14 protein-coding genes are annotated in these 17,595 nt (G+C 65.4%); 9 read left to right on the forward strand and 5 right to left on the reverse strand.

What is annotated here, in order from left to right:
- Positions 1 to 43: 43 nt before the first annotated feature.
- Entirely contained in the window at positions 44 to 1,264 is a 1,221-nt protein-coding gene (locus AC1DH3_RS02315) for a pyridoxal phosphate-dependent aminotransferase (RefSeq protein WP_476908501.1), read from the forward strand.
- Between the two features lie 69 nt (positions 1,265 to 1,333).
- Entirely contained in the window at positions 1,334 to 2,188 is an 855-nt protein-coding gene (locus AC1DH3_RS02320; RefSeq protein ID WP_476908502.1) for a polyphosphate kinase 2 family protein, read from the forward strand.
- A gap of 15 nt (positions 2,189 to 2,203) precedes the next feature.
- Here AC1DH3_RS02320 and AC1DH3_RS02325 read toward each other — a convergent pair whose 3' ends face one another.
- Positions 2,204 to 2,446, reverse strand: a complete 243-nt coding sequence (locus tag AC1DH3_RS02325) for an exodeoxyribonuclease VII small subunit (protein WP_175321268.1) — start codon at positions 2,444 to 2,446, stop codon at positions 2,204 to 2,206.
- A gap of 99 nt (positions 2,447 to 2,545) precedes the next feature.
- Complete coding sequence (gene xseA / locus AC1DH3_RS02330; protein ID WP_476908503.1) at positions 2,546 to 3,832, reverse strand: exodeoxyribonuclease VII large subunit; 1,287 nt, start codon at positions 3,830 to 3,832, stop codon at positions 2,546 to 2,548.
- Positions 3,833 to 4,052: 220 nt separating this feature from the next.
- Between xseA and AC1DH3_RS02335 the strand changes: the two genes are divergently transcribed.
- Positions 4,053 to 4,916: a hypothetical protein gene (locus tag AC1DH3_RS02335; RefSeq protein ID WP_476908504.1), complete on the forward strand. Its 864-nt coding sequence runs from the start codon at positions 4,053 to 4,055 to the stop codon at positions 4,914 to 4,916.
- Between the two features lie 22 nt (positions 4,917 to 4,938).
- Positions 4,939 to 6,030, forward strand: coding sequence for a 4-hydroxy-3-methylbut-2-enyl diphosphate reductase (locus AC1DH3_RS02340; protein ID WP_441417131.1), 1,092 nt, complete (start codon positions 4,939 to 4,941; stop codon positions 6,028 to 6,030).
- A gap of 48 nt (positions 6,031 to 6,078) precedes the next feature.
- On the opposite strand, the gene AC1DH3_RS02345 is transcribed toward AC1DH3_RS02340, so the two are convergent.
- On the reverse strand, positions 6,079 to 7,371 hold the full coding sequence (locus AC1DH3_RS02345) for a DNA recombination protein RmuC (protein WP_476892171.1): 1,293 nt from the start codon (positions 7,369 to 7,371) through the stop codon (positions 6,079 to 6,081).
- Between the two features lie 145 nt (positions 7,372 to 7,516).
- Between AC1DH3_RS02345 and ychF the strand changes: the two genes are divergently transcribed.
- Positions 7,517 to 8,602, forward strand: coding sequence for a redox-regulated ATPase YchF (gene ychF / locus AC1DH3_RS02350; protein WP_441417133.1), 1,086 nt, complete (start codon positions 7,517 to 7,519; stop codon positions 8,600 to 8,602).
- A gap of 672 nt (positions 8,603 to 9,274) precedes the next feature.
- Entirely contained in the window at positions 9,275 to 11,365 is a 2,091-nt protein-coding gene (locus tag AC1DH3_RS02355; RefSeq protein ID WP_476908505.1) for a putative bifunctional diguanylate cyclase/phosphodiesterase, read from the forward strand.
- 792 nt (positions 11,366 to 12,157) lie between these two features.
- On the opposite strand, the gene AC1DH3_RS02360 is transcribed toward AC1DH3_RS02355, so the two are convergent.
- Together AC1DH3_RS02360 and AC1DH3_RS02365 are read right to left on the reverse strand one after the other, a co-directional pair.
- Positions 12,158 to 13,072 (reverse strand): DMT family transporter, encoded by a 915-nt coding sequence (locus AC1DH3_RS02360; RefSeq protein WP_476908506.1) that lies wholly within the window; start codon positions 13,070 to 13,072, stop codon positions 12,158 to 12,160.
- 118 nt (positions 13,073 to 13,190) lie between these two features.
- The gene (locus AC1DH3_RS02365) at positions 13,191 to 13,628 is read right to left on the reverse strand and encodes a DUF1003 domain-containing protein (protein WP_476892174.1); all 438 of its coding nucleotides are present in this window, start codon (positions 13,626 to 13,628) and stop codon (positions 13,191 to 13,193) included.
- A 335-nt stretch (positions 13,629 to 13,963) separates the two neighbouring features.
- Here AC1DH3_RS02365 and AC1DH3_RS02370 point away from each other — a divergent pair, with 335 nt between their 5' ends.
- The 3 genes from AC1DH3_RS02370 (at position 13,964) to AC1DH3_RS02380 (ending at position 17,558) form a co-directional block, all read left to right on the forward strand.
- Positions 13,964 to 14,527 carry a dihydrofolate reductase family protein gene (locus tag AC1DH3_RS02370; protein WP_441417143.1) on the forward strand — a complete coding sequence of 188 codons (564 nt, stop codon included), beginning with the start codon at positions 13,964 to 13,966 and terminating at the stop codon, positions 14,525 to 14,527.
- 274 nt (positions 14,528 to 14,801) lie between these two features.
- On the forward strand, positions 14,802 to 15,065 hold the full coding sequence (locus AC1DH3_RS02375) for a hypothetical protein (RefSeq protein ID WP_476892175.1): 264 nt from the start codon (positions 14,802 to 14,804) through the stop codon (positions 15,063 to 15,065).
- Between the two features lie 1,170 nt (positions 15,066 to 16,235).
- The gene (locus AC1DH3_RS02380; protein ID WP_476892176.1) at positions 16,236 to 17,558 is read left to right on the forward strand and encodes a nicotinate phosphoribosyltransferase; all 1,323 of its coding nucleotides are present in this window, start codon (positions 16,236 to 16,238) and stop codon (positions 17,556 to 17,558) included.
- Positions 17,559 to 17,595 lie beyond the last annotated feature (37 nt).

Genomic DNA, 17,595 nt, shown 5'->3' on the forward strand with positions numbered 1-17,595 from the left:
AAGTCTCAGGGGAAGTACATCCGCCATATGGCATATTTGATGAATGGCAGAATTCAAGCAGTCCACCAAGCTTCATAATGTCCTCTACGACATCCGTGGACCGATTCTTCAGGCCGCCCAGCAGATGGAGGCAGAGGGTCACCGCATCCTCAAACTGAACATCGGAAACCCGGCCCCGTTCGGGTTTGAAGCGCCGGACGCGATCCTGGTGGACATGATCCGCCACCTGCCGCACGCCCAGGGCTACAGCGATTCCCGAGGCATTTTCTCCGCCCGCACCGCCGTCTCGCAGTACTACCAGACCCGCGGCATCCAGAACATCCACGTCGACGACATCTACCTGGGCAACGGCGTCAGCGAGCTCATCACCATGTCGCTGATGGCCCTGCTGGACGACGGCGACGAGGTCCTCATTCCCACCCCGGACTATCCGCTCTGGACGGCGTCGGTGGCCCTGGCCAGCGGGAAGCCTGTGCATTACCTCTGCGACGAGGAATCCGGCTGGCAGCCGGACCTGGACGACCTCGAAGCGAAGATCACGCCGCGCACCAAGGGCATCGTGGTGATCAACCCCAACAACCCCACCGGCGCGGTCTACCCGGAGGAAACGCTCAAGAAGATCGCGGCCCTGGCCGAAAAGCACGGCCTCGTGCTGTTCGCCGACGAGATCTACGAGAAGATCCTCTACGAGGACGCCGTCCACGTGAACATGGCCAGCCTCACCGGCGACGACGTGCTCTGCCTGACCTTCAGCGGGCTGTCCAAGGCCTACCGCGTCTGCGGCTACCGGGCCGGCTGGATGGCCATCTCGGGTCCGAAGAAGGACGCTGCGGACTACCTTGAAGGCATCAACCTGCTCGCCAACATGCGGCTGTGCGCTAACGTGCCGGCGCAGCATGCGATCCAGACGGCACTCGGCGGATACCAGAGCATCAACGACCTGATCCTGCCCGGCGGCCGTCTGCTGGAGCAGCGGAACAAGGCCTACGACATGCTCAACGCCATCCCGGGCGTCAGCACGCAGCAGGCCCGCGGGGCGATGTACCTGTTCCCGCGCCTGGACCCCGAGGTCTACCACATCCGCGACGACGAGAAGTTCGTCCTGGACCTGCTGCGCCAGCAGAAGATCCTCGTCTCCCACGGCCGCGCCTTCAATTGGGTCCGGCCGGACCACTTCCGAATGGTGACCCTGCCGAACGTCAAGGACCTCGAGGAAGCGATCAACCGCATGGCGGACTTCCTGAGCCGGTACCAGGGCAACTAGGATTCGGGACAGCAGCGCCGCTCGCCGAACGTCCGGCCGGCGGGCTGCCCGAACCGGAAAGAGGCTTTGATGGCAGATGTCGTGGACTTCGACAAACATCCCTCCGAGACCCTGAGGGCAGGCAAGAAGTTCAGCCTCCGCGACCTTGACCCGGGTTCCACACCGGGCTACGCCGGGGACAAAGCCGCCGGAGAGACCCTGCTTAGCGAGCTCGACGGCAAGCTCACGCAGCTGCAGGAGCAGCTCTTTGCGGAGTCCAGGACCGGCGGAAAGAAGCGCGTCCTGCTGGTCCTGCAGGCCATGGACACCGCGGGCAAGGGCGGCATCGTCAACCACGTCATGGGCCAGATGAATCCGCAGGGTGTGCAGCTCAAGTCGTTCAAGGCGCCCACCCCGGAGGAACAGTCCTACGACTTCCTCTGGCGGATCGAGAAGGAAGTACCAGCGGCCGGCATGGTGGGCGTGTTCGACCGTTCCCACTATGAGGACGTCCTGATCCACCGGGTGCACCGCTGGGCGGACGCAGAGGAACTGGAGCGCCGCTACCGGGCCATCAACGAGTTCGAGGCCCGGCAGGCGGCCGCCGGGACGAAGATCGTCAAGGTCATGTTGCACATCAGCCGCGATGAGCAGCAGGAACGGCTGCTCGCACGGCTGGAAGACCCCTCGAAAATGTGGAAGTACAGCGGCAACGACCTCAAGGAACGGGCTTTCTGGGACGACTACATGGACGCCTACCAGGCCGCCTTTGAGCGGACCAGCTCCGAGCTTGCGCCCTGGCACGTGGTCCCTGCCAACAAGAAGTGGTATGCCCGGATCGCTGTACAGCAGCTGCTGCTGGACGCGCTGGAAGGACTGGCGCTCGAGTGGCCGGTCCCGGAGATCGACGTCGACATGGAGAGCGAGCTGGTGCGGCGCTCCTAGCCGGCCGTCCGCAGGTCAGCTTTCCTGGCCGGCCTGGTCCCGGGCCGCGGCGAGACGCTTGCGGGCGCCCTCGAGCCACTGCTCGCACCGCTTCGCGAGGGCCTCCCCGCGCTCCCACAGTGCGAGGGATTCCTCGAGACTGGCGCCGCCGGCCTCCAGCCTGCCCACCACGCCCACGAGTTGTTCGCGGGCCTCCTCGTAGCTGAGGCCGTCGATGTCGGTGTTCGGGGTCGGGGTTGCTGCGTTTTCTGCTGCCATGCTGATGCTCCTTGCGTGGGTCCGGTGCCTACCGCGTGTCGGGGTCCCGTCGCGGGGTCCGGGAAGTCTGGATTGCCTGGGTTCTTGGAAATGGGCCGGTCAGTCCTCGGCGGGCTCCTGGCCGCCGGTGGACTGGGCCTTAAACCTGCCGCCGGCCACCCGCACGGCCAGGGGAGTGCCGGCGGGTGCTTGGTCCGGGTGTCGCACCACTTCGTGGCGGGTTCCCGGGGCGGTGCTGCCATCGTCGAGCTGGACGACGGCGTAGCCGCGGTCCAGCGTTTTCTGCGGCGAGAGGGCGCGCACCTGGGCCTTAAGGTGGACCAGCTGGTCGGCGGCCCGCACGACGGCGGTGTTGATGGCCGCATGGGAGCGGCCCTTGAGCCGTTCGACGTCGTCGTGCCGGGCGGTGACCATGCCCTCCGGGGCTGCCAGCACCGGTCGGGAGCGAAGCGAGGCCAGCCGGTCCGTCTCCCGCTCGACCAGGCGGGTGACGCCGCGGCGCAGTTGCTCCCGGGCCTGCCGGACCCGCGCCAGTTCCTCCACGACGTCGGGCACAATCCGTTTCGCCGCATCGGTGGGCGTCGAGGCGCGCAGGTCGGCGACGTCATCGAGGATGGGACGGTCCGCCTCATGGCCGATCGCACTGACGATCGGCGTGGTTGCGGCGGCCACGGCCCGGATGAGTTCCTCGCTGCTGAAGGGGAGCAGGTCCTCCAGGGCGCCGCCGCCGCGGGCGATGACGATGACGTCGACCTCCGGGTGGGCGTCCAGCTCCTGCAGCGCGCCGATGACCTGGGCCACCGCGGTGTTGCCCTGGACGGCCACCTCGCGGATTTCGAATTCGACGGCGGGCCAGCGCAGCGCCGCGTTGCGGAGCACGTCTTTTTTAGCATCCGAGTCGCGGCCGGTGATCAGGCCGATCCGGTGGGGGAGCAGGGGCAGCCGCTTTTTGCGGGAGTCGGCGAACAGCCCCTCCGCCGCGAGGGCCTGGCGCAGACGTTCGATCCTGGCCAGCAGGTCGCCGAGTCCTACCGGCCGGATGTCCTTGACCGACATGTTCAGCCGGCCCGTCTTCAGCCAGAACTCGGCTTTGAGCAGCGCCACCACCCGGGAACCGCGCTCCAGCGGCGTGGGCTGGCGGTCCAGGACGTTGGTCCAGACCGAGGCAGGGAGGGAGATCTCCGCGTCGATGTCCCGCAGCGTGAGGTAGGCGTTGGTGCCGCGCCGGTTGAGTTCGATGACTTGGCCCTCGACCCAGGCCGAGGGCGCCCGGTCGATGTGCATCTTCAGTTTTTGTGAGAGCAGCTGCAGCGGCCACGGGTTGTCCGGGCTGGTGTCTGCCGCAGTCGCCGGCAGGGTGGTGGCCGCGGCGGTGTCTTCAGACATGCCGGTGGCCGCCGGCGAAAAGTGCCTGGTGCAGGTGCGGGTGCATGCATGGTCCTTTGATAAAGAGGGGAGCTGCTTCAACTCTATCCATAGCTCTACCAGTAGGGCCGGACGTTTTGGGCCGCTGCTTTACGGTGCCCCGCTTTACGGTGCCCTGCATTCGGGTTCGCGGCGACGCCACCGTAGGATGGCTCTACTCCCAACCTTCTAGGAGACTTTCGTGCGCACTTTTGTCTCGGCCATTGCAGTGCTGATCGGCCTCGCCATGGCGGCTGTTGCCGTCCCGGCCATGTGGGTGGACCGGAACATTGTCCAGGAGGAGGGTTTCGTCGCCCTCACCGCAACGCTCGGCAAGGACCCCGCGTTCCAGAAGAGGCTGGCCACGGCCGCCGTGAATGGGATGGCCTTCGGCGGCCAGCAGATGCCCGCTCCCCTCGAGGCCGTGGTCAAACCGATCCTGGCGGACGCCGCGAAGTCACTGACCTCCATGCCCGGATACTCGGAGGCCTGGGCAGAGACCCTGCGCAGGAGCCACCGGCTAAGCTTCGCCGATCCCCGCACGCTTCCGCCGGAAGTGGCCGGCACCACCTCCCTGACACTGGACGTCGCCCCGCTGGTCGGGTTGGTGGTCAAGCGCGTCTCGGAGGCCTCTCCCGTTCCGATTAAGGCACCGGAGCAGGTGCGCATCAGCATCGGCCAGTCCGACCAGCGCCAGCTCATCGAACGGGTCTCGGCCTATGCGCCGATGGGCACGGCCGTGGCTGTGGGCTCGGCCATTGCGTTCCTCCTGGCGTTCGTCGCGGCGCGGCGGAAGTGGACGGTCCTTGCCGGGACCGGTCTGGGGGCCTTGGTCCTGGCCGGTGTCTGGAAATTTGGCTCGGACGCGGCAGGAACGATGGTCCAGGGCGTCGGGAGCGGCAACGACGTGGCGGGGATCTTCAAACGTGAATTCGTGGCGGCGGCCACGACCAGCTTCGGGCAGTGGATTGTGGCGGCGCTGCTGGCGGGCGGCGTGCTGCTGGCCGCCGGCATCGTGCTCCGTGTTGTCGGCGGCCGCCGGCCGGCGTCAAATAACCTGCCGTAGCGAACACCGGTAGCATTGGGGCATGACCTCCACCGCTGTATCCATTCCGATGCCCTCCGTTCCGCGCCGGCGGCGCTCGCCGGAGGAAGTGCTGGCGGCGGCACCCGTGACCGGACCGAAGAAGGTACTGTTGGCGGCCCCGCGCGGCTACTGCGCCGGCGTCGACCGTGCCGTGATTGCGGTGGAAAAAGCGCTTGAGCACTACGGTCCTCCCGTCTACGTCCGCAAGCAGATCGTGCACAACGTCCACGTTGTCAGCTCCCTCGAGGAAAAGGGTGCCATCTTCGTTGACGAAACCGACGAGGTTCCTGAAGGCGCCCTGGTGATCTTCTCGGCGCACGGTGTCTCGCCGGCTGTTGTGCAGTCTGCGGAGGACCGGGGCCTGCGCACCATCGATGCCACCTGCCCGCTGGTGACCAAGGTGCACAAAGAGGCTGTCCGCTTCGCCAAGGACGACTTCGACATCCTGCTGATCGGCCATGACGGCCACGAGGAAGTCGAAGGCACCGCCGGCGAGGCCCCCGAGCACATCCAGATCATCAACGGCCCGCACGAGGTGGACAAGGTGACGGTCCGCGACCCGGAAAAGGTTATCTGGCTCTCGCAGACCACCCTGAGCGTGGACGAAACCATGGAGACCGTGCGGCTCCTGAAAGAGCGGTTCCCCACGCTGCAGGATCCGCCCAGCGACGACATCTGCTACGCCACCACCAACCGCCAGGTGGCCATCAAGAAGATCTCGCCCCAGGCCGACCTCGTGATTGTGGTTGGCTCGGCCAACTCCTCGAACTCCGTGCGCCTCGTGGAAGTGGCACTTGAATACGGGGCGAAGGCCTCCTACCGGGTGGATTTCGCCAACGAGGTGGACGAGTCCTGGTTCGAGGGCGTGGCCACGGTAGGCGTGACCTCGGGGGCGTCCGTGCCCGAGGTCCTGGTGAAGGACGTACTGCGGCTCCTGGCCGACTACGGCTACGGTTCCGTCGAGGAAGTCGTCACAGCGGAGGAGGACCTGCTGTTCTCGCTGCCAAAGGAACTCCGGGCCACGCTGAAGCAGGCCGGGGACGTCACCCGCGCCCTTGGCGGCCGCGGCACCCGCGCCGCCAAAGAGTCCTAGCCCGGGGCACAGTCCTCGCCCGGAACAGTCCTGGCCCGGAGAGTAGTCCTACGCGGCTGACTCTTGCGAGGTGCCGGCGTCGTTGCGCCGCTCGACGTCGTCGGCCCGGGCGCCGACGACGTCCCGTACGCCAATTTCCTGCTGGAGTTCCGGTGCCGCCACCGAGCGCGGTGTCACCTCGACGGTGACCGGAGTCGCCAGGCCCGCGCCGTCCAGGGCGTTGAGCTTCCGTGCGGTGGGCAGCACCCTGGCCTCCAGTGTGCCGACCAGGGAGTTGTAGCGGTCCACCGAGGTCTTCAGCGATGAGCCAAGCTTGGAGACGTTGTCGCCCAGGGTTCCCATCCGCTCATAGAGCTGCTGCGCCAGTTCGAAAAGCTCCCGCGCGCTGTCCGTCAGCACGTCCTGCCGCCAGGTGAACGCCACCGATTTAAGGACCGCCAGCAGCGTCCCGGGCGAGGCGAGGACGACGTTCTTGGACAGCGCGTAGTCCAGCAGGGCCGGATCCGCAGTGAGTGCCGCGGCCAGGATCGACTCCGCGGGCAGGAAGCAGACCACCAGTTCCGGGGCATTGCCGGGGATGTCCCAGTACTTCTTGTTGCTCAGGGCGTCGACGTGGGTCTTCAGGGCCTTCGCGTGGGTGGCCAGCAGGGCCTGCTGACCGTTCAGCGTTCCCGCCCCGGCGGCCCGGCTTCCGGCGGTGGCGCCGAGTTCCTGCGCCTCAAGGTAGGCCGTCAGCGGCACCTTGGCGTCCACCACGAGCTGCTTGTCGCCCGGGAGCTGCACCACGAGGTCGGGCCGAACGGTGTTCTCTGATCCGGAACTGGAGCTGTGAAGCTGCTCGTGGAAGTCCACGTGGCGGAGCATCCCGGCCGCCTCGACCACGCGGCGCAGCTGCACTTCGCCCCACTGGCCGCGCGCGCTGTTGGAGCGCAGGGCGGATTCGAGCGCATGCGTTGAGCGCAGCAGCTGCTCGTCAGACAGCCTCGCCTCCTGCAGCTGCTGGGCGAGCTGGCCGTACTGTTCCAGCCGGTCCCGCTCCAGCAGCGAGACCTGCTGCTGAACCGCGGTGAGCTTTTCGGCTACGGGGGCCAGTGCACGCAGCACGCTGCCGTCCTGCGTTCTGGCGTCGCCCAGCTCCCGGTTCTGGGCCGCCAGCAGGCGGCGTTCGGCGTCGGCGGCGGCGAACTGGGCGCTGACCTCGGAAAGGCGCGCGGAGACGCCGTCGAAGTCCTGTTCAAGGCCGGCGCTGCGACGCCGCAACACCACGAAGGTGAAGGCGGCGCCGGCGACGGCTCCGATCAGCAACATCAGCAGGGCGAGAATAAGTGCGAAAGCGTCCATGCCTTCACTCTGGCACGCACCCCTGACACTTTTAGCCAGTGACGCACGGGCCCTCACGGTCTGAGGCAGTCAGGAGCGACGCCGACGGCGAACAGCGCCCCGCCGCCGCAGGGGACCGGCCCGTTTACCGGTAGAATCAATACTCGTGGCTCTTACTATTGGCATCGTCGGACTGCCCAACGTCGGCAAATCAACTCTTTTCAACGCACTGACCCGCAACCAGGTGCTCGCTGCGAACTACCCGTTCGCCACGATCGAGCCCAACGTCGGCGTCGTGAACCTGCCGGACCCGCGGCTCGAGAAGCTGGCGGCCATCTTCGGCTCCGCACGCCTGCTCCCGGCCGCCGTGTCCTTCGTGGACATCGCCGGCATCGTCAAGGGCGCCTCCGAAGGTGAGGGCCTGGGCAACCAGTTCCTCGCGAATATCCGTGAGGCCGAGGCCATCGCGCAGGTCGTCCGCGTGTTCGATGACCCAGACGTCATCCACGTCGACGGCAAGGTTGATCCCCGCTCGGACATGGAGACCATCAACACCGAGCTGATCCTGGCGGACCTGCAGACCATCGAGAAGGCCGTCCCCCGGATCGAAAAAGAAGTAAAGATCAAAAAGCGCGAAGCCGCCGAGCTTGCCGCCGTCAAGGCCGCCCAGGCTGTGCTGGAACGCGGCGACACCATCTTCTCCTCGATCAAGAGCGACAAGCTCGAGATGGAACACCTCAAGGAGCTGGGCCTGCTCACGGCCAAGCCGTTCATCTACGTCTTCAACGCGGATGAGGGAATCCTTGGCAGTCCGGAGAAGCAGGAAGAGCTGCGCGCCATGGTGGCCCCGGCCGACTGCATCTTCCTCGACGCCAAGCTCGAGTCCGACCTCGTCGAACTGGACGAGGAAGAAGCCCGCGAAATGCTGGAAATGAACGGCCAGGACGAGTCCGGCCTCGACCAGCTGGCGCGCGTCGGCTTCCACACGCTGGGGCTGCAGACCTACCTCACCGCCGGTCCCAAAGAGACCCGGGCCTGGACCATCCACCAGGGCGACACGGCACCGCAGGCCGCCGGCGTGATCCACTCCGATTTCCAGCGCGGCTTCATCAAGGCCGAAGTTGTGTCCTTCGACGACCTCATCGAGGCCGGCTCGATGGCCGAAGCGAAGGCCCGTGGCAAGGTCCGCATTGAAGGCAAGGAATACGTCATGGCCGACGGCGACGTGGTGGAGTTCCGCTTCAACGTGTAGTTCCTGATCCTCTGAGACCATTTTCGATGGCCGCTAAGAACACGTGTTCTTAGCGGCCATCGCTTTCGCCACCGGTTGCCAAGGCGAAATGATGCCGCCCGGACTTTGCATCCTGAAGGCAACCGGCTCCGGCCCCGAAAGATTGACGCATTGTTTTTCTTGGACCCCCTTATCCCTCCCGGATTCGACTGAGGTTCGTTGCAGCTGGGTCGACGCCCGTACCAGAGCTTCGGGGACTTCCTTATGGGCGGGATATCGTTACCGGGCGCGTTTGTAGGTCGATAGCTGAGTATGTAGCGGAAGGTTTCCGCGGAGGAGCATCATGATCTGCAATGTTGTCGACGTCTTTGCCCTAATTGGTGACTTTTCGAAAGCCAAGCGCGGCGTTGCTCTACGGATCGCCCCTGTGGCCCGTTGCTGGGGTGAGGGCTGATGGCGGGAGAGGACGTGGCGGGCGCCGGAGTCCACTCGTGGAGGCGTTTTATCTGGGTGTGTTCCGGTGGCATGATCGCTGCCGCGGTCCTGTATGCGGTCGGCGTCTTGTGCCGTGATTCGGATGCTTTCAGTCCCCTTGTCGATGGATTCTTGTCGCTCCTGACCGTTTGGCTGCCTGCGGTTGTCTGTTGGCTTGTGGCTGGACGAGCGCGCTCCCGCAGACCGGACATCGCTTTGGTGGCAGCTGCCGTGTCGTGCCAGGCCGCGGGCGACACCTACTATGCTGTGCAGTCGGCCGGCGGTGGAAGTGTTCCCCTGCCTTCGCCCGCGGATATTGGGTATGTCGGCTTCTACATCCTGATGCTCGCGGCGTTGCTGGTGGTCGTCAGGGGGCGGTTGCGTGACATGACCTGGCCGGTCGTCCTGGACAGTGTTGTGGGGGGCCTTGGGGCTGCAGCAGCTCTGACCGTGGTCCTGGGGCCGGTTTTTGGGTCTGCTTTTGGGGGGTCGCGTTCGGTGGCGGCAGCGGTTGGCGCCGCCTATCCTCTGCTGGATCTGTTGTTGGTCGCTACGGTCATGGGAATCGCAGCCACCCCTGGCGGCGGGTTGGGACGTGGGTGGGTCCTGCTGGTGGCTGGATTGCTCACGTTTACCGGGGCGGACATCGTGTATGCCCTGCTGGAACTCCACGATCTTTATGTCGTGGGAACTCCGCTGGATACGGCGTGGGCGCTGGGGACTGCCTTGATCGGTTGTTGGGCGGTAGTTCAGGAAGATGCCGGGCAGTCGTCGGCCCGGGCAAGGCGTCCTGATATCCCGGTTCAGGCCGTCCCGGCACTAGCAACGGTTGCAGGACTTGGTGTCCTAATCCTGGCCACCCAACAACGCGTGATGCTGCTGGCGGTTGTGCTGGCGGGACTTACGTTGGCGTTGGCCGTGTTGCCGTTGGTGTTTCGGCAGAGGATCCGGCTGGCTGATGCCAACCGGCAGGCCAGGACTGACGAGCTCACCGGTCTTCCGAACAGGCGCGCCCTGTACGCTGATCTGCCGTTACGGCTGGCCGACGCCCGCCGGGCCAGCGCAGTCCTGTTACTGGATTTGGATAAGTTCAAGGAGATCAACGACGGGTTGGGCCACGATGTGGGGGATGAGCTCCTCAGGCAGGTCGCCGCTCGATTGTCCGGAAAGCTCCGTGACGCCGATCTATTGACCCGGATGGGCGGGGATGAGTTTGTGGTTCATGTCGCCGACTGTTCGCCGAAGGAAGCGGAGGCGGTGGCCCTGAAGCTTCGGGAGGTTTTGGGGAGCGCTTATGACTTGGGCGGGGTCACGGTGCAGGTCAACGCCAGTATCGGCATTTCGTGTTTTCCGGAGCAAGGCCGGGACCTGAGTTTGCTATTGCGCAAAGCGGACATGGCCATGTACTCGGCGAAGTCCAACCGCAGCGGCCACGCTCTCTACATGGAGACAGTGGGCGCCTCTGGTCACACGCACTTCCACAGCGTGCAGGCATTAAATGCAGCCCTGACCGAAGATCAGCTTGTTCTGCATTTCCAGCCGAAGCTTGAGCTGGGGACGGGCGAGGTCCGCGGCGTAGAGGCGCTCGTTCGCTGGACCCACCCGAGCCTGGGGTTATTGCAGCCCGATGCTTTCCTCAATCGCTTTGAGGAGGCCGGGCTCATGCGGGCCCTGACGGGCGTGGTGCTGGTCAAGGCCTTGGATCAGGCGGCTCGGTGGACGAGGCAGGGACGGTTGATTTCTGTTGCGGTTAATTTGTCCGCGGGGTCGATTATGGACGCGCGGCTGCCAGAGCAGGTTGCCGCCATGGCCGCCGCCCGGGGGTTATCTCCTTCTGTGCTGGTCGTGGAGATCACGGAGGACGTGCTGGTTGCTGACCGTGAGCGTGCCTGTGCTGTGCTGGCGGCCCTGCGGGAGATGGGGGTCAGGATCGCCGTCGACGACTTTGGAAAGGGGTACAGTTCGCTGTCCTACCTGCGGGAGCTTCCCATCGATGAGCTCAAGCTCGACAAGTCCTTTGTTCTTTCGATGATGGATGACGCCCGCGCTACCGCTTTGGTGGTCTCGACCATCGACTTGGCCCACAGCTTGGGCTTTGAAATGACGGCGGAGGGCGTTGAGGACGAACGGGCCTACCGGGCGCTCAGTGACTATGGGTGCGACCTCGCCCAGGGCTTCTTCATGTCCAGTCCGGTGTCCGCTGAGGAGCTGGACTCCTGGCTCGAGTCCCGGGATTCAGAGCCGGCGCCCGGCATGGGCGCTCTCCTTGCCGTTGAACCGGGACACGGGACTGTGCCCGGCCTGGTCTGATTCGAGGGCGTCCCAGGATCCTTCCCGGTTGCAGGTCAGTCGGCGGCTACGTCCGGGTGGAGGTGGCGAAAACGAGGTCGTGGCCCGTGTCTTTTCTGTCAGCGCAGCACAGGTCACCGACCGCGCTCTCTTCGGTGCGGGGTCGGTGCCGGGTCCGGTGCGGGGCGGGCGTCGACGTGCCCGGGCGGGCCCGGAGATGGGGATTTTCCGCGCCGTCCTGCGACGACGACGTTCCTCTTCAACGAGGGTGAGGAACCCGCCGGTGATGTCCGGTCCGTCCAGGCGCTGAACCTTCCGGAGTGCCGCGCGCAACTTCATGAGGTCCTCTCGAGCGGGTCCGGGAGTGCGCGGGTGCTCTGGATCGGCCGCGAACTCGTCTTCGGGTCCATCGTGGTGGAGCAAAGTTTATTCCGTGACGGAACGTGGGGGAGTTCCGCTTCAAGGTGTAGTCCCTGAGCCCTTTTGCGATGACCGCCAAGAACACATGTTCCTGGCGGCCGCTTTTGCGGAAATATCCCTGCATGGTGCCACGACCGCCAGAGCTTCTTCGCACGCGCAAAAGGGCCGGGTCGACGCGTCTCACGGAATAAGGTCTGTCTAGGTATGCAGACATCAATCGCGACCATGGCGGTGACGCCTTCCGCGGTTGCCATATTGCGCGGCGACTTGAAGAGTACAGCGGTGGCTAGTGTTGGCTGCCGCGCACTGGTCGGGGCAGAGCTGCGGGGGAGACGGATGCGGCCGTAGGGGCCGCTGTCGCGGTCAGGACGGAGGAGGCTGCTGTGCTACGGACTATGCGGCCGTAGTGCTGACCGGTGCCTTTTTGACGGTGGCCAGCAGGACGACTCCGGCGACGGCTGTTGCGCCGGCGAGGAGGAATGCGATGAATGCTTCTGCCGGGGCTGTGTCAGCCTCCCCGAGGACGGTAATGCCTATGGTGACGGCGACGAGCGGATCAATTACTGTCAGGCCCGCGACGACGAGTTCGGGTGTCCCTCGGGTGTGGGCGTTTTGGACCAAAAACGTCCCGAACAGGGCTGCGATGATGAGCCCTGCCAGACAGGTTAGGGATAGCCATTCGAAGTCGCCCTGGAAGAGTCGGGCAATGACGGTTTTAGCCAGCGCCGCGACGAACCCGAAGAGTGTCCCGGCTCCGGCGGTGAACACGACGGCGCTCCAGCTGTGGCGCCAAAGGCCGAAACCCGTGCCGAGCGCGGCGAGGACAGCGCCGAGCAGTATCAGAATTGTGATGAGTTGCCGGTCGGTGATTGCAGCGTCGCGCGCGGAAACTGCAGCGACTGCAACAAACACCCCGACACCGGCAATACAAAGGGCCACGGATGTGAGCGCTCGGCGGCCCGGCGGCCTCCGGGTCATTTTGGCGGTCGCCAGGGCCGTGACCACAAGGGCGACTGCGCCGATGGGCTGCACAACGATCAGGGGTGAGAATCTCAGACTTGTGAGCTGCAGGAGTATTGCTGCTCCCAGCATGGCTGTGCCGGCGAGCCACGCCGGTTTGCCCAGGAGGGCCTGCAGCCGGCCCCCTCCCATGCTCCCGGCGCCGCGCCCCGGTGCGGGCGCCTGCTCGTCTACGGCTTTGTGCTGGAAGAGGGTGCCCAGGGCCAGCAGGGTCGCTCCGGCGACGGCGATCGGGATGCCAAGCCAGTGATAGGACGACAAGATTGGCGCTGCGACAGTCTGGATCATGCTCCGACCCTACAGGTGGCTTGCAGCGCTGACTGCACCGCCTCAGCGCTTCCCAGGAGAAGGAGCCGGGGGCCAGGACGGCCTACTGGCCTGGCCTAGTCCGGGCAACGGGTGCAGGTCAGATGCCGGCAGGATCGATGACGCCATGGCGTTCAATGGTCGCCAGTTCCTTCAGCTCCTTGAGAATCTCCAACTGTTGGCTGTTGATTGCCATAAGCAGCTCAATCTCTTCCTTGGCTTTTACATTGGTGTCGTAGTCGTGTTGAGCCATGGCGGCGGCGATGGCATCCTGCCTTTTGGCGGCGATCAACAGGATGGCCCCTTGGAGTCCGGCCAGCATCGAGAGCAGGAGGTTGAGAAGGATGTAGGGGTACGGATCCCAGGAGTTGGTGGCCAGGGCCCAGGTGTTTATGGCGGCCCAGATGAGCATGAAAGTGATGAAGCCGCCCACGAATGGCCAACTTCCCATTCCGTTTCGCATGATGTCTGCGGCGCGCTGCCCTCTAGTGAGGGTGGCTTTGTGCCCGTCGTGCCAGGTCTTTGGGTGGTCGGTCATGACTCAGGGTAGCCGGAGGATGACCGCCGCCGGGCCTCTGCCTACCAGCAGGTGGAGAAGCGTCAGGATGATAAGCTTGCTTAGTTTCTCTTTCTGTCAAGCAGGGTGCGGCGAGAGCTAACTTGAAAGGTCCCGCCGGCCATGCTGGCTGGCGGGACTTCACACACATAGCGTCCATCACCTGCTGTCCCGTTTGTGACGGCGAAGCCTCGGCGGTGCAGTGAACTTCTGCGGCCCGCTTGACCGGCGATCGATATGAACGGTTAGTCACGCGACGGCGTTCCGGGTCTGTTCGACTCTGTACAAGGAATACCCCCTCACGGGAGACTGACGCCATGCGCAAATTGACCTTCGGTATGAACCTGAGCCTGGACGGCTACATCGCTGCGCCCGGCGATGACCTCGGCTGGAGCGCACCGAGCGACGAGCTGTTCCAATGGTGGTCCGACCGGGTGGCGGCGACCGGGCTGGCGCTGTACGGGCGCAAACTGTGGGAGAGGATGAGCTCCCACTGGCCGACTGCCGACCAGCAGCCTGGCGCCACACCGGCGCAGATCGAGTTCGCCCGCCGCTGGCGGGACATGCCAAAGGTGGTGTTCTCCTCGACGACCCGCACGGTCGACGGCAATACCCGCCTGGTCACCGGCGACGCGGTCACGGAGATCACCCGGCTCAAGGCGGACGACGGCGCCTCCATGGACATCGGCGGTGCCACGCTCGCCGCGGCAGCCATGCGGGCCGGACTGATCGACGAGTACGCGATCGTCACTCATCCGGTGCTGTTGGGCGGCGGCACGCCGTTCTTCACAGCCCTGGACAACTGGGTGAACCTGAGCTTGGTGGAGACCCGGACCTTTCCGGGCGGTGTGGTCCTCACTAGGTACGAGACCCGGCACTGAGTGCCCGGCCGGAGCGCCAACCTTGACAGGGCCGGACGCGGCCAACCCAACGTACACATCGCCGACTGGCCCCCGGCCGGGCGCGTGTTCCCGGGACGAATCCAACGTGTCGAGGCTCGCCACGCAAACGCCCCGTCTTGGGGTCCGTCCCAGCCCCACGGCGTAGCACCCAGCTATGTCGCGGCCGCCGTTACCGGCGTAGGCTTCGGCTGTGCCGGCCCTGTCCGCGGGTTCCGTCCGCCCGGCTGGCCGTTCGGTTATAAAGGAGTCCGCCATGACTGTTCTGGTCCAAAACCTTGTGCCCGGCCTGACCCGGGAACAGTACGAAGGCATCGCCGCCGCTCTCAGGGACAAGCTCATGGCCACGCCAGGATTCAACGCCCATTACGCCTATGAGAGCGTAGGCGGAATGACTGTCGTGGAAATTTGGGAGGAGGCCGCGCAGCACGATGCATGGTTCGACAACAATGTCAGGCCAAATCTGCCGGTGGAAGTCACCCCGGAGAAACACGAGCTGGCAAACACGATGACAGCCTAGCGTTGCTATCGGATCCCGTGGCGGATGGCTTTTCGATTCAGGTTCAGTTCGGGCGTCAGGAACTGGCCTCTGCGGCGGTGCTGTGGCCCTGGATCCAAGCTGCAGTCTCCTGCAGTCACCTTGATCCACCGACACCGCTCGGAAAAGTCCCGCCGACGCGGGGAGCATTGGCTCTTGCGCCATCGAAAAACTGGGCGTATCACTGTTAATACGTTCTTCGAAAGAAGGACGGGAACGAACAACAGGGGAACCCTTGAACGCATGGTGGATCTAATCCTCCGTGGTCTGCCGGTGACGAGGCAGGAAGCGCTAGGATTCCCGCAAGTTCGGGAGATGATGTTCGTCATAACGGAATCAAAACAGTCGAAGCCCCTTCAGCATTGCTGGTGGGGCTTCCCCTATTTAGTGCCAGGCCACGCACTTTCCCTGGCCCACGTAATCCGACATGGTCGACGCGTGGTTCGCCCACAGCGGCCCCTATCTCCCACCGCGCTCACCCCATCTCCGCGGTGAACCGCCCAGTCCGAGGTGGCGGTTCACCGCGGAAGCACTCAGCGGGGGGAAGATGGGTCTTGGGCCGGAACGGCGAGGCCGGAAGGTTGTTCCTTGGCGGGCTTGTGCGGGTTTCCTGCTTCCTTGGCACAGTGGAGGCAGCAGTACACGCCCGATTCGCTCTCCACCGGATGTCCGATGATCCGGCAGCCGCAGTGTTCGCACGCCGGAGCCATCATTTGTATGGCGCATTCGAAGCTGTCGAAAGTTCCACTCTGGTTTCCCATGGAGACGGTGAACGTCCTTCCGTCGGGGTTACCGCAAACATCGCATGTTCCCATGATCCCTCTCCTCTTTAGCGCACGCTCTAGCCCTCATTAATCGCTTGTATGAGTTCCCTGAGTAGGGGCGAAGGTCCTTGCGGTGGGCCAGCAGCCAGGCCGCCGAGGCGGCGTGGGGTCTTTGGTCCCTCACCGTGGTGGGAACCGCGGGTGCGGATGCTCCGGGCTTTCGCGGCGTTCCAGTTCGGCGCTGACGAGCGTGAGCAGTTCGTGGGCCGGCTCGGATCCGGCAAGCTCCATGCACTGGCTAAGTGCGGCCCGGAGACGGTACAGCACGCCAGCCGGTACCAGCGGCCAGCGGCCTCCCTTTCCGCACGGCCCCGCCCTAGAGTGAGTCATGGGCACATCTGCCGCACCGGACGGATCCCGGACCTCACTGTTTACCGATCACTATGAGCTGACCATGTACCAGGCGGCGCTCTACTCCGGGGCCGCACACCGCCGGTCCGTCTTCCAGGCCTTTGCCCGCGGACTCCCGGCCGGGCGCCGGTACGGGATCGTGGCTGGCACCGGCCGGCTCCTTGAAGGCATCGCAGACTTCCGCTTTAGCCAGGACGACCTCGATTTCCTGGCCGGCTCCGGGGTGGTTAATCAAGACACGCTGGAACACCTGTCCGCCTTCCGGTTCTCCGGTGACATCTGGGGGTATCCGGAGGGCGAGGCTTACTTTCCGCATTCCCCCGTCTTGATCGTGGAATCGACCTTCGCCGAGGCCTGCGTCCTGGAGACCTACGTCCTGTCGGTGCTGAACCACGACAGTGCCATCGCCTCGGCCGCCTCCCGAATGACCAGTGCCGCCGGCGGCAGGCCCTGTATTGAGATGGGTTCCCGCCGTACGCACGAGGAAGCGGCCGCGGCGGCGGCCCGCGCGGCCGTGATCGCCGGCTTTTCCGGCACGTCCAACCTGGCCGCCGGCCGGCGCTACGGCCTCCGGACCGTCGGCACCGCGGCACACTCCTTCACGCTGGTCCACGACTCCGAGCGCGACGCCTTCGCGGCGCAACTTGCCTCGCTGGGGGCGGGCACCACACTGCTCGTGGACACGTACGACGTCGAAGCGGCTGTCCGCACCGCCGTCGACCTTGCCGGAGACAAGCTCGGGGCCATCCGGCTGGACTCCGGAGACCTCGTGGCCCAGGCGCGCTGGGTCCGCGAACTCCTGGACAGCCTGGGCAACGTGCACACCAAAATCGTGGTGACCTCGGACCTGGACGAGTTTTCCGTCGCCGCGCTAGGGTCAGCGCCGGCCGATTCCTACGGGATCGGCACGTCGCTGGTGACGGGTTCCGGGGCGCCCACCGCCGGCATGGTCTACAAGTTGGTAAGCCGCGCCGGCGACTCAGGCGGGCTCGTCGCCGTCGCGAAGACCTCGAAGGACAAGATCAACGTGGGCGGCCGCAAGTTCGCGGTGCGCCGCCTGGATGGCCGCGGCACCGCCACCCATGAGGTCCTCGGCGTGGAGCATCCGCCGGCCGATGGCAAGAACGGCCGGCCGCTCCTGCAGCAGTTCATGAGAGGCGGCGAGCTCCTGCCCGGGTGGACCGGGCCGGGCGCGGTGGGTCGGGCGCGGGACCGGCACGCGGCCTCCATGGCGGAGTTGCCCCGGGTCGTGGACCGGCTGCAGGCCGGCGGTCCGGCTATCCCGACCATCTACGAGTGAAGTGGTCAAGGCGCCGACCTTGCCTGGCGTTGGATCC

This window comes from Arthrobacter sp. 05L428 (assembly GCF_056397665.1).